General features: G+C 69.0%; 12 protein-coding genes. All 12 read right to left on the bottom strand.

The window, feature by feature from the left end:
* Positions 1-12 precede the first annotated feature (12 nt).
* Positions 13-1,686: a hypothetical protein gene (locus D7X55_RS07100; protein ID WP_120550688.1), complete on the bottom strand. Its 1,674-nt coding sequence runs from the start codon at positions 1,684-1,686 to the stop codon at positions 13-15.
* A complete protein-coding gene (locus D7X55_RS07095) occupies positions 1,686-2,075 on the bottom strand; it encodes a GPW/gp25 family protein (RefSeq protein WP_120550689.1) in 390 nt (129 codons plus the stop codon). Before D7X55_RS07095 ends, D7X55_RS07100 begins: the two co-directional genes overlap by 1 nt.
* Before the next feature lie 6 nt (positions 2,076-2,081).
* Positions 2,082-3,332 carry a type VI secretion system baseplate subunit TssK gene (tssK, locus tag D7X55_RS07090; protein WP_120550690.1) on the bottom strand — a complete coding sequence of 417 codons (1,251 nt, stop codon included), beginning with the start codon at positions 3,330-3,332 and terminating at the stop codon, positions 2,082-2,084.
* Positions 3,333-3,422: 90 nt separating this feature from the next.
* Positions 3,423-4,007 carry a hypothetical protein gene (locus D7X55_RS07085; RefSeq protein WP_120550691.1) on the bottom strand — a complete coding sequence of 195 codons (585 nt, stop codon included), beginning with the start codon at positions 4,005-4,007 and terminating at the stop codon, positions 3,423-3,425.
* A gap of 55 nt (positions 4,008-4,062) precedes the next feature.
* Positions 4,063-5,553 (bottom strand): type VI secretion system contractile sheath large subunit, encoded by a 1,491-nt coding sequence (gene tssC / locus D7X55_RS07080; protein WP_120550692.1) that lies wholly within the window; start codon positions 5,551-5,553, stop codon positions 4,063-4,065.
* 40 nt (positions 5,554-5,593) lie between these two features.
* Positions 5,594-6,238: a type VI secretion system contractile sheath small subunit gene (tssB, locus tag D7X55_RS07075; protein WP_120550693.1), complete on the bottom strand. Its 645-nt coding sequence runs from the start codon at positions 6,236-6,238 to the stop codon at positions 5,594-5,596.
* Positions 6,239-6,373: 135 nt separating this feature from the next.
* Entirely contained in the window at positions 6,374-7,270 is an 897-nt protein-coding gene (locus tag D7X55_RS07070) for a hypothetical protein (protein ID WP_120550694.1), read from the bottom strand.
* A 5-nt stretch (positions 7,271-7,275) separates the two neighbouring features.
* Positions 7,276-8,364 carry a type VI secretion system protein IglI family protein gene (locus D7X55_RS07065; protein WP_120550695.1) on the bottom strand — a complete coding sequence of 363 codons (1,089 nt, stop codon included), beginning with the start codon at positions 8,362-8,364 and terminating at the stop codon, positions 7,276-7,278.
* Positions 8,357-8,743 (bottom strand): DUF4280 domain-containing protein, encoded by a 387-nt coding sequence (locus tag D7X55_RS07060; RefSeq protein WP_120550702.1) that lies wholly within the window; start codon positions 8,741-8,743, stop codon positions 8,357-8,359. The genes D7X55_RS07065 and D7X55_RS07060 overlap by 8 nt, the downstream gene beginning before the upstream one ends.
* A gap of 13 nt (positions 8,744-8,756) precedes the next feature.
* Entirely contained in the window at positions 8,757-10,472 is a 1,716-nt protein-coding gene (locus tag D7X55_RS07055) for a long-chain fatty acid--CoA ligase (protein ID WP_121722610.1), read from the bottom strand.
* A 6-nt stretch (positions 10,473-10,478) separates the two neighbouring features.
* Entirely contained in the window at positions 10,479-11,393 is a 915-nt protein-coding gene (locus tag D7X55_RS07050) for a hypothetical protein (RefSeq protein WP_147468414.1), read from the bottom strand.
* A 144-nt stretch (positions 11,394-11,537) separates the two neighbouring features.
* Positions 11,538-12,554, bottom strand: a 1,017-nt coding sequence (locus tag D7X55_RS07045) for a cyclic nucleotide-binding domain-containing protein (RefSeq protein ID WP_147470043.1), incomplete at its 5' end; no start/stop codon positions are given.

The raw sequence follows: 12,554 nt of genomic DNA, 5'->3' as shown, positions 1-12,554 counted from the left end.
GTCCCTCCCGCCTCAGGCGGACTCTTCCTTCACCAGGATGAGCAGGTTGCCTTCCTTGAGCTCGACCTTCTCCGTGTCGCTTTCGTTCGTGCGCTGCAGGCGCCACAGCGGCTTGTTGTCCTCGTAGAAGTGCCGCATGGACGTGCCGCTTGTCGTCGTCTTGCCGACGAGCAGGTGCACGCCCTGCCCGTCCGAGGGCAGCCGCGCGCCCGCGCGCCAGTCCAGGTGGCGCTTGAGCCAGGCGCGCAGGAAGTCCAGCGCCACCAGCACCCGGGCGCCCTTGTAGGCCGGGAAGTAGAAGTGCCCCGGCTGCAGGTTCGCGTTGAAGGGCACCTGGACAATCTGGTTCGCGAAGAGCGGCAGCTTGACCTTGTAGCTGTCCAGCGAGGTGGCGTCGTCCGTGTACGCCTGCCAGGTCTCGTCCTTCTTCTCGCCCACCTCGCTGACGACCAGCCCCTCCACGAAGCGCGGGTACACCGGCGCGGTGAAGGGCGGCAGGTCCACGTGCGCTTCCGCCTTCTTCTCCAGCCGCGTGGTGAAGGTGATGAGGAAGCGGCTCTCCGGCTTGGGCCGCCGGACGGGCTCCTCCCCTTCCCCGCCCGCCGGAAGCTCGCCCTCTTCCACGGGCAGCGGCTCCGCGCGCAGGTTCATCCGGCGCACCCGGAAGTCCTGCGTGGCCGGCACGCCCGCGGCCGTCCAGCCGGCCGTCTCCGGCAGCTTCACCAGCGCGCCCGGGGCGAAGGCCACCGCCGGGAAGCGGTTCCAGTCCAGCTCCACCTCCAGGCCGCGGATCTTCAGGCGCGCCGTCTCCAGCGTCACGCGGGCCTGCACGTCGTCCGCGATGTCCGTGCGCAGGAGCACGTCCTGGCGGACGCCGGTGACGGCCTGGGCGTTGGTGATGGCCTGGTTCTTGGGGCTCTCCGCGGCGGCGTTGAGGACGGCCACGTCGTGGCGCGCCACCTCCGGGAACACCACCGACACGCGCTCCACGTCCGCCGCGCGCAGGGTGATGGGCGTGGCGCTGGCGTCCTTGGCCGCGCGGAACTGGTAGCCCTGCGCCGTGTAGTCGTACGCCAGCACGCCGTTGCGCGTGTGCGTGAACCAGATGGCCCAGTCGTAGAAGCTGGCGCCGGACTCCGGGGACAGGCCCAGGAAGATGAGCGGCAGCGTCTTGTCCAGCTGCGCCGCCCAGTCATTGGCCAGGGCAATCTTGTCGCCCTTGTGCGCGTCCAGCACGTCCTGCAGCGTCTTCTGCGTGTAGAGCACGCAGGGATGATGCTGCGTCCAGAGCAGCCGCGCGGGATCCACGAAGCGGACGGTGTAGTGCCGGTAGGTGATGCCCGCGCCCTTGGCCTGGGCGACGGACTCCTCCGTGAGGGCCTTCTCCTGCACCAGCCCCTTCACCTTCAGCGACGTGAAGGTGGGCTTCGTCGCAGTGTCGGAGTGCACGGCCTTGAGCTCCAGCGCCACCTCCGCCAGGTCCGGCTTGAGGAAGTCCGCCAGCAGCTTGTCCTGCTTCTGGCCGCCGTGCGCCGTCTCGTCGAGGACGCGGAACTCCACCCGCCCCTCGTGCCCCCAGCCGTGCAGATCCAGCTCGAAGGCGAGCACGTCCGACGAGGGGATGGCGTGCGCCGTCCCGCCAATGGTGAGCGTCAGGCCCAGGTCCAGGCGGTCGGCGAAGGCCATCAGGTGTCCTCCGCCTGCACGCGCACCCGGCCGGTGGTGGAGTGGAACATCAGCGACAGGTGGCAGGGCTGCCCGTCGAAGGTGCCCTTGCAGTCGAAGTAGAGCCACAGCGCGCTGTCGCGGCCGCGCAGCTTCACCTCCGGGTCCACCAGCCGGGGCTCGTGCTGGGTGATTTCCTGCTGGATCTCAGCGGTGAGCGCTTCGACCAGCTCGCGCGTGCCCAGCTTCTCCGTGTACCCGCCCAGCCCGAAGTCGTGCATGAAGTAGCCGTAGCCCTTCTTCGTGTTGAGCACGGCCTCGATGTTGCGCATCACGTGCTCCAGGCTGTCGCGCGTGTTGGCGCCCTCCTTGCGGGCCGCGAACTTGTCCAGGAACGGTGCGCGCCCCATGGGCTTTCAGCTCCTCCGCCAGAACAGCGACGTCTGGGCGCCCCTGAGCGCGGGCGTCACGTAGAAGGCCAGGCCGTCCTCGCGCAGCGCGTGCTGCCACTCCTCGCCGTTGCTGAGGAGATACCAGTCGATCTCCGGCCCCAGCGCGTGCGGGAAGGACGGATACGGCACGTGCTTGAAGGGCACGCCCTTCAGGGCCTGGCGGCGCACCAGCGGCAGCCGCGAGGGGCTGGCCAGCTTCACGCCGTCCAGCGGCGTGCGCTCGCCGGGCTGGGTGCGCTGCACCAGGAGGTACGCCTCGCTGGCGGAGCGGATCTCCGGCGGCAGCGGCGTCATCTGGAACTGCCCCTCCTTCGCCTGGAAGGCCTTGTGCGTGGAGCGCGTGGCCTCCGGCTGGAAGCTGCGCGTGAGCAGGCGGATCCACCCGCCCAGCGACTCGTTCAGCGCGTCGTGCTGGTACACCGGCATCTGCTCGTCCGGGAGCATCTCCAGGTAGCAGCACGCCTCGAAGTACAGCCGGCGCAAGCCGTCGAACAGGTGGTACGGGTGCACGTACACCTGCCGGAACATGTCCCGGCGCAGGGCGATCAGCCGCTGGACTTCAAAGAGCGCCCGGCGCGCGTTGGTGAGCCGGTCCGTGCGCAGGTACGTGTCCGAGATGTTGGTGAGCAGCTGCTGGCGGACCTGATCCAGCAAATCGTCCAGCGTGGTGAGCAGCCGCTCCAGGAAGGGGTTGGGCCCCACCAGCAGGAGCGCCGGCACCCAGTCCGGGGACGTGTGCCACGCGCCGTCCTCGTCCTGGGACACGGCGGCCAGGCCCAGCGACGCGATGGTGCCGTCCAGCACCGGCTCCGTGGACAGCTGCAGCTTGTGCAGCACGCGCTGGAGCACCGGCGGATCATCCGCGTACAGGCGGATGCCCTCCGCGCTGACGGTCTCCTTCAGCACGTGCAGGTAGACGATGAACTCCGTCTTGCCCACGGCCTCCAGCGACAGCGGGGAGATGACGGCGTTGCCCGGGACGTCCAAGAGGTCCCCGGCCTTGGTGACGACGGTGAGCGCGGAGATGGACAGGCTGCCGCTCTGCAAGAGCGACTCGTTCCAGGCCAGGTTCGCGACGCCGTAGGACGGCAGGCCGGACAGGGTGGCATGGAGGCGGATCTCCGCGTCCAGCGCGTCCTCCTGCGCGACGAAATGCTCCGGAAGAAGCGTCTGGCCAACATGCCAGCGGACCCGTGCGAGCTTGTACCGCTGCATACGCCTTGGTTTCCTTCCACCCGCCTTGAACCCGGCCGGGAGCCAGAAGTCCTGCTCCCGGCCGGTTCTAGGCTCGGACCGCGGCCAACGCTACTTGGCGGCCGCTTCGGTGATGCCCCACTTCTTCGCGATCTTCTTCGACGCCGAGGTGGCCAGGTTCAGCGACTGCTCGGTCGCCTGCGGCTTGATGCCGATCTGGAACGTGAAGTTCTTGGGCGACTGCACTTCACGCGACTCGTTGTCCGCGACGGACATGTTCAGGTCGTCGCCGTTCTTCTCGAGCAGGCCCTTCATCTCCGCGTCGAGGAAGTTGGACTTGAAGTACTTCTTCCCGATGGGGTCGTACTCGTAGATGACGTACTTGAAGTTGACTTCGATGTTGCTGAAGTTGCCCAGCAGCATCTCCGCGATCTTCTGCTTGTTCGCCACCGACACCTGGCCGGAGAAGTACATGGCGTCCGTCACGCCCGTCTCCCACAGGTAGTGGTTGAGGACGGCGACGACCTTGTCCGCGATGGCCGCGTCCGGGTTCTCAGGATCCTTGATGGTCTCCTGATCCGCCGCCAGCGCCTCGCCGCCAATGGTGATGGCGGTGATGTAGCCCACGGGGGACTGCTTGTCCTTCTTGAAGTTGAAGCCCTGATACACGTCCAGGCTGCGCGAAAACTGGGGCATCTGTCACTCCAGGGGTTGGGGGGCAGGCACTCACCTGCCCCAAGTGGGGTGCGGCTTATCCGAGCCGCGACTCGAGCATCAGCTCCACGTTGAGGCCTTCGAACTGGATGTGCGGGAGCACGGCCAGCTTGCAGTCGTACCAGCCGATCTCACCGGGGCGCGGGAACACCACCACGCTGCTCGCCTTGAACGGGAAGCGGCGCACGGTGAGGTCGTCCGGGTTGGCCACGGTGGTGACGTAGTTGGACAGCCACGAGTCCAGCTGCCGCTGGATGTAGGGCGCGTCCGCCGTGTTGCCGATGTTGTCGCGCATGATGCACTTCACGTAGTGCGCCAGCCGCGTGATGGAGAACGTGTAGGCCAGGTTCGTGACGAGCTGCGAGTTCTCCGAGTCCTTGGGGTCCTTGAACGTCTTGGCCACCTTGGCGGACTGGGTGCTGAAGAACGTCGCGTCGCTGGAACCCTTGCGGTACACGAGCGGGATGAAGCCGCTGCGCGCGAACTCGTACTCGCGGTAGTCCGGGATGGCGATCTCCACCGGGGCCTTGATCTCCTCCTGGCCGCGCAGGGTGAAGGTGTCCACCGGCAGGCCGGAGATGAGCCCGCCGCCCTTGGGGCCGCGGATGGACTGGCACCAGCCGGAGATCTCGAACGCCTTCACCATGTTGCGCGCGAGCAGGATGGCGGAGTTGCCCCAGAGGTACTTGTTGGAGTCGCCGCTGGCCGTCTCGGTGAAGTTGAGGACGTCGCAGGGGTTCTTGTCCGGGTGCCAGGGCAGGCGCAGCACGTAGCGCGGGAAGGTCAGGCCCACGTACGCGGCCTCCTCCGTGTCGCGGAACGCGTTCCAGCGGCCGAACCGCGGGTGGGCGAGCACGCCCTCCAGGTTCTTGATGGCCTCCATCTCCTCGATGGTCTCGCAGCCGAAGAACTTGTGGTTCACGGCGGAGATGAACGGCGCGTGCGCGGCGTTGGAGATCTTCGCCATGCGCTGCAGCCAGGTCAGGTCCGCGGGCGACGAGGAGAAGTCGTACAGGCCGACGATGGCGCCAAAGGGACGGCCGCCGTACTGGTCGTACTCCTGGATGTAGACCTTGTCGAACAGCGCCCCGGCGAAGATGTTGCTGGAGTTGTTCTCGAAGTCCTCCGCCAGCTCATCCTTGCCGACGTCCAGGATGTCGATGGCGATGTTGGCCTTGAAGTTGGTGTGGCTGACCAGGTCGTCCAGGCCGCGCCACGTGGACTCCAGCTTCTGGAAGGTCTCGTTGTGGAGGATCTCGTTCATCTGCGCGTCGATCATGCGATCGATGCGGCTGATGACGTCCAGCACCTGGCCCTTGTCGAAGCGGGGGGCGGCGTTGTCCGGGCCCTCGACGGGGGCCACGTTCTGCAGGAGCGCGGCGACGCTGGAGAGGAAGCGGCTCTCCAGGGTGACCTGCTGCTCGTCCGCGGCGGGCGCGAAGTTGGTGGTGATCATCGGCGCCGATTCCTGGGGCGGATCGAGCCGGACGCTGGTGAACAGGCGCTTCAGGTAGGTGGTCTCAGCCATGGCGGAGTCCTTTTAGAAGTCGAAAGAGTGGGAAGGCGGATCAGGAGGCGGCCGGGGGCTTGGCACCCGCGGCGACGGTGGCGGCGACCGCGGCCGTGGCGGCGGCGGCACCCGTGGCGGGCTTGCCAGCGGCGGCGGCGGTGGCGCCCGCGGGCGCGTCCGTCTTCGCGGTCTCTCCGGCGGGCAGACGCATGGTCTCGTAGCCCTTGAGCTCGTTGAGCAGCTCCTTGAGCGCCTCCGGCTTGGAGAACAGCTCGTAGAGTTCGCGGCGCAGCTCCTTGCGGTTGTCGATGTTCGACTGCATCTCCACCAGGAGCGTCTTCAGCAGCAGCAGCGCCTTGAGCTTCGGCACGTGCTTGACGATCTCATCCGGGTGGAAGGACTTCATCCGGTTGATGGGGAGCGTGACGTTCAGCGAGGCTTCCACGTCCGGGTTGATGCGGTTGGGGACCTCGAAGTTGGCGGACATCTTCATGTCCTTCATCAACTCGTCGAGGTTGCGGCCATCCACGCTCCGCAGCTTCCGGGTCTCCAGATCCTGCTTCCGGTCCTCGGAGGACTTCAGGGAGAAGTCGCCCATGACCAGGAGCCGCAACGGCAGGTTCACCGTCTCCTGCTCGCCGTTGATGGTGGTGCGGTACGTGAGGGTGATGCGGGATTTGGGAAGCTGGTCCTGAATGGCCACGGTGACTCCCTGACAGACGCAGTGCGTGTGATGCCCCCCGTACTGCCCTACCGCTCCGGGAGTACGCGCTGCCGAGTGAACATTTACAGCCTAGGCGCGATCAGGAAATCCCGTCAACCAGCCGACATGTCAGGTCTAGCGGGGTTCTGATGATCGCAATTGAGCGGTGTCCCCCGTGAACAGGAGGACCTCCTGGGTCTGTTCCGGGCCTCCTACCAGCGGCTCGTAGCCCAGGTGGCTGCCGTCCTGCAGCCGCGCCCAGCTGCTCTGATCACGCAGGCAGAGGATCACGGCGAGCGCGAGCGGCGTCTCCGCGAGGCTCGGGAGGATGCGGGTGTTGAGGCGGCGGCGGGCCTCCACGGCCCAGGGGACGCCGGTGCCGGAGTGGGGCTCGTTGAGGAACAGCCGCACCTCCACCCCGCCCGTTGGAACGGTGGCGAAGCCGCCCACGGCGCTGCCATCCCCGAGCGCCGCGGCGCCCAGGCGGATGCCCTTGGCTTCGATGCGCTGGCGGCGCGTCTCGCGGCGCACCACGACCTCCGCCTCCGGGAAGACCTTGGCGAAGAGCCAGTGCAGGCTGCTGGGGCACGCGAGGCGCAGCAGGCGCAGCCGGTGCGCGGTGGAGTGTTCCCACCCGGGGAGCAGGGACTCGTCGCGATCCGGGAACTGGCCCGCGAAGCGCGTCCGCAGCAACAGGTGGTCAAAGTAACCCAGGAAGTCAGCCATCGTGTCCTGCTCCAGGCGATCCATGGCCTGGAAGATGAAGGATGGCAGCGGCGTCTGGAGACTGAGCAGGCCCAGGTTGACGGTGATGACCACGCGCTTGCGCGGGTGGCGGGAGAACTCGATGGCATGCACCAGATGGGGCTGGTGCACGGTGCTGCGGTGACTGCGGAACTCCACCTCCGCCTCGCCGTAGCCCTCCTTGGCGAGCAGGTCCAGCAGGGCCGGTACGTCGAAGCTGCGGATGCGCTCGCTGATGCGCTCCTCGACGGTGGGCTTGCGGCCCGGCTGTTCGCGCTCCAGTGCCATGGGGGCTATTCGTCGTATTCCGAGCCGCCGCGGGCCTGACGCGCCTGCGCGACGAGGAACGCGTCCAGGTCCACGCGGTAGAGCTGATCCATGGCGCGGAAGGACAGCGTCTCCGTGTTGTGCAGCATGGGCTCGATGGCGTCCGCGTTCTGCGCCAGGCCATTGAAGAAGCCGGAGAAGAGCTGCGGCAGGTACACGCGCGGGTCGAAGCGCTCCACGGTGGCGAGCACGTCCACGGCGATGACGCTCGCCTTGGCGTAGTCCTCGCGCTCCAGCAGCGCCTCGAAGGCGGACAGCTTGCGGACCAGCTGCGCCAGCGCGGGCGACATGGGGACGCTGGGGCCCGGGTCCTGCTCCGGCTGCGCGCGCGAGGCCTTCTTCTTCACGCGAGCGGGGCGGACCTCCTCTTCCTCCTCCCCGTCGTCGTCCTCTTCCTCGTCGTCGTCCGGAGCGGCGGCGAGCTGGGACTCCGGCTCTGGGGCCGCGGCCCTGGGCTCCTCCGGGGGAGGCAGGTGGGGCACGGCCTGGGCGTGGGCGCGCAGCGCGCCGAGCAGCGTGCGCATGGCGTCCATGCACGCGGGCTTCTGCAGGATGGCGAGGGCGGCGATGAGCGGGTCGCCCAGGGCCAGGGCCTCATCCATGGGCTCGCGGTTGCCGGGGGCGCTCCAGGTCTGCCATTGCGCGTCCTTGAGGCGCGAATGGTGTTCCAGGTGCTTGCCCATCATCTTCAGCAGCCAGCGAAGGCCCGTGTCCGCGAAGACGAGCTTCTTCTCCACCGGGCCGAAGAAGTCCCAGTTCTCCGTCAGGGTGCGCTTGAGGGAGCGGAACAGGACGGGCAGCGCCTTCATGCCCTCCGCGAAGAAGTGGCCGAAGAGGTACGGCCCCACCAGGCGCACGTCGCGGATGCCCTGGCGCAAGAGCCCCTCGGCGGCGCGGGCGGCGTCCGCGTACTCGCTCTTGGCGACGAGGCCGGTGATGGCCTCCAGGCGCGGATCCGGGCCCTCGGACTCGTCGAGCGGCACGGGGGCGGTGGTGAACTCCGTGTCGAGCAGCGTGAAGTCGACCGGTGCCAGCACTTCCGCGGGGCTACCCATCGATGGCCACCATCTGTCCGGGGACGACGACCTGGATGACGCCGCCGTAGCTGCACATGCACTTCGAGTTGCTCTCCAGGGCCGGCATGTTGCCGATGAGCACCGTGGGGCACCCGGGCACCCAGGGGGCCGCGGTGGCGGGGATGCAGGGCATGGGGGTGAGGACGCCGAAGGCCGCCGCGGTCGCCGCCGCCACCATGGGGTTGGCCAGGGACTGGCACATGCCGAAGGGCAGGATGTTCATGAACGGCTTGTTGTCCATGATGTTGGCCGCGGGCGTGGTGGCCAGCACGCGGTTCGTGGGCAGCACCATCAGCGACGAGGGCGCCATCCCGAAGCTGCATTGGAGCATCGCTCCCATCACGACCTGAGCACCCATGTGCAGCTCCTGTTCACCGTGCTGGCGGCGGGCCATCTTCGCCCGAAGCCGTGGCGCTTTCCAACAGCCGGCTCCGGAGGGCGGTGAGGGCCTGGAACATCGGGTCCTTCGCCTTCTTGTGCAGCGCGCCGGTGAAGAACTGCGAGGCGCACCACGCGTCGTCGACCGCGCCCTCCACCCGGTGGGGAAAGAGCGGAAAGAACTCGATGCGGTCGGGCAGGAAGTCCCCGCCCAGCGACATTTCGATGCGCCGGTGGATCTCCTGCTCGCCGGACGAGGGAGCAGGCGCGGCCCCCGTGAAGGCCAGGAGGATGAAGCGCGACTGGCTGGCCAGGCCGCCGGTGGACACCGGCACCACGCTGGTGCCCTTGAGGAACGGCACGTCCTCCAGCGCGGCGGTGACCTCCTTCGCGGAGTAGGTCCGGCCTTCGCGCCGGAAGCCCTGCGTGCCCGCGTAGTGGTAGCGCTGGCGGATCCGCGCGAGCACGACGTGGCCCGGCGGGCGGTCCTTGTCCGGCAGGAGCGTCAGGACGCCCACGTCCGAGGGAGCGCCCTGCCCGCTCTCGTTCGGATCCTTCAGCGTCCACGCGCGGCCCGGCACGGGGAAGACGTCCGTGTGCACGTCCGTGTGCGGCTCCGTCACGTTGCGCGACGACATCAGCACCGCGCCGCCGGCGGCCGCGTCGATGAGGATGTTGGAGGACGGCACGGCCTGGAGGCCGCACTGCTTCACCCACGTGCGCCAGGCCTGCGCGTCGAAGGGCTCCTCCGGGTTGCGGAACCAGTGCTGCACGTTGCGCAGGGAAGCGCGGTGGCGAAGGAGCAGGTCGCGCAGCCTCGGCGTGACGCCCAGGGCTCGCACCGGGTGCTCCAGCAGCGGGGCCGGGTTGAGCGCCAGGTCCGCCATCTCCAGGTGCAGGTACGTGGCGCCGCGCAGCAGCGTGGCGAAGAGGAGCGCGGGCAGGTGCTGGAGCACCGGGAAGTCCGGCGCCGCGAGCAGGTCCCCCGGCGACAGGCCGAAGGTGAGCATCCCGTCGCCGATGGCGCCCTTCCACGCGTCCTCCGCGGTGAGGGGCACGGGCGTGTGCGGCGGATCCACCAGCGGAGAGAAGAGCAGCCCCACCACGTCCGAGGGCTTGTACGTGTGCGACGTGAAGCCCGGCGCTCCCCTCCCCTGGCTCTTGAGCAGCAATTGCTCGTAGCCCTTGAGGAGCGGGAGCTGGTGGGGCTCCGAGGCGATGAAGTCCGGCGTCAGGGCCTCCAGCCGCGTGGCCATGGCGCGCGGGCCCATGGGCGGCAGGAGCGTGAAGCAGCCTCCCAGCTTCAACGTGGCCAGGAGCGATACAAGCAGCTCCTGCCCCACGCCGTGCACCAGGCACACCTTCGCGCCCGGTTCGACGCCCTGATCCGCCCACTCGCTGGCGCGGCGCGAGGCCAGGTCGTGCAGGGCCTTGTAGCCGAGGACCTGCCACCCCTGGATGCGCTGGTGCGTGCGGAACGCGGGGCGCTCCAGCGCGACGTGGCGCACGATGAGGTCGTGGAAGAAGTCGTACTGCTGGCCCGGGCGGCTCTTGGGCGGCGGGACGCCCCGGCCCGCGTGGCCCTCCGCGAGCGCGATGGCGAACCCGTCCGGATCCTCCCAGCTCTCCTGCCACCACTTCGGGGCCCCGGACTCCGGAGCGAAGCCGGCTTCCAGTTGCCGGAGGATGTCCTTCACGTCGAAAGGCATGGGTGTCTAGCGGGAGGGAAAGTCGAAGCCGACCTTCACCATGAAGCGGACCTTGGAGCGCACGTTGCTGTCCGGGGCAATGGTCGTCAGCGGGGTCGCGCCGCGCTTCTGCGTCTGCTGCGGTGCGCGTTCGATGGACGTGGGTACCACGGCGCGCACCAGCGGGTGGCGGGACTGGAGCGGCGGCACGTGGAGGTCCACGTCCCGGCCGAAGAGCCACGCGCCGCAGCGCCACAGGACGTCATGGCGCCGGGTGAGCAGCGTCCAGAAGCGGTCGCGCGTCTCCGTGGCCTCGAAGAGCAGCGGTGAGTTTTCGCCCTCGCGGGCCTCGCCGGGCGCCGCGAGCAGCGCGCGCAGCTGCTGCGCCACGCGCTCCACTTCGCTCACGTCGTCGGGGGTGACGGGCGAGCGGCCGGCGAGCTTCGCCTCGTGCTGGCGGAACAGCTCCACCAGGCCCAGGCAGTCCCCCACCACGTCGCGGTGGCCGTCGGTGTGCGCGGCCGCCACGTCCGCGGTGGCGAGGAAGGAGGCCTCCGCGAGCGCCTCCGCGGTCTTGAGCAGCTTGCGGCGCAGCTGCTGCGCGCGGTCGAAGAGGGCTCCGAAGGTGCTGGCCCTCATGTCGCGCTGGACGCGCAACGCGGCGTGGGCCAGTCCCTGGGCGAGCAGTGGGAGCTCGCGCAGCTCCTCCAGCTTCACGCCCGGGAGCGCGGCGACTTCCGACTCGTGGGCCAGGACGCTGTCCACGCCGCGCTTCGTGTTGTGGAAGGCGAGCGCGATGTTGGAGCGGCACTCCTCCAGGGCGCCTTCGAGCGCCTTCGCGGGCGCGAGGAAGGCGTCATAGCCGGGCTCGGAGGCAAGGGCTTCCAGCTCGGCGATGTCGTCGGGCCCCAATCCCGTGGTCGCGTGCTGGCCTCCAGCCATGACGGGGAGGATAGCGGGCGATACCGGGGGTCACAACCTGACGCCCCGCGCCGCGTCCCCACGGGCCTGTTGGGCCGTCCGGAGTGGAGACGGCCGGGGGACTCGTGGGGTGGGACGCGGACAGGAGGACCCGCGAGGGCGCTATCAGACGAGGATGAGGTCCTCGTCGTCGTCGCCGGGCTCCGTCCCGGACGGGCTGCCCAGCACGTGCTCCGTGCGGCGCAGGCGTTCGTCGCTCAGGTCCGAGACGAGCATCAGGACCTGCGGGTGGCTGGAGATGAGCGAGTCGAAGTCCTCGCGCGGCAGGCGCAGCAGCGTGGTGTGGCGCGAGGCCTCCACGGTGGCGGTGGCCGGCGTCTTCTGCAGGAGGGAGATTTCGCCGAAGAGATCCCCTTCCTTCAGGCTCGTCAGACGCTGCCCGTTCTTGCGGACCTCCACCTCGCCGGAGAGGACGACGTAGAGGCCGTCGGTGGCGTCGCCTTCGCGGATGATGACCTCGCCGCGCTCGACGTCGCGGGCCCGGAAGCGCTCCACGAGGTTGCGGCGGTCCTTGCGGTTGAAGGGGCGGAACAGCGCGGAGCTGCTCATCACGTTCGCGAGCAGCCGCTCACGGCAGAACTTCTTGAGCGCCTTCGCCACGGGCGGGTGGCTGAGCGAGAGCGTGGCCAGCACGGCGGCGGAGATCTCGAGCACCTGCGTGTCGTCGTCCGCGGACTCCACGGAGGCGGCGCGCGGGGCTCCGGACAGGAGCGCCATCTCGCCGAAGAAGGCGCCGACCTCCAGCGTGGCCAGGTCCTGGCGCTGGCCGTTGTCCTCGCGGAAGACGCGCACGCGGCCTTCGCAGATGACGTAGAAGGCGTCGCCGTGCGAGCCCTGCGCGAGGATGCGCTCCCCGGGGCCGAAGCGGCGCAGCGGGCAGCGCTCGAAGAGCTGGATGAACGCGTCGCGCGGCAGGTCGGAGAAGAGCGGGATGGACGGCAGCGCGTCCCAGGTGCCGGGGCCGGCCTCCTCGGTCAGCTCGTAGACGGGCTCTTCTTCCGGCGCGTGCTCGGCCAGTCCGCGCTGGGCCGCGAGCTCCACCGCGTGCAGCAGCGAGTCCGCTTCGATCTCCAGCTCCGTGAAGCTGGAGACGCGCAGGGACGCGCGCCAGGGCTCCGGGGC

It is taken from the genome of Corallococcus sp. AB049A (assembly GCF_003668885.1).
GTDB lineage: Bacteria > Myxococcota > Myxococcia > Myxococcales > Myxococcaceae > Corallococcus > Corallococcus interemptor.
The sequence above is the reverse complement of the archived record's forward strand: the minus strand, read 5'-3'. Positions and strand labels throughout refer to the sequence as shown.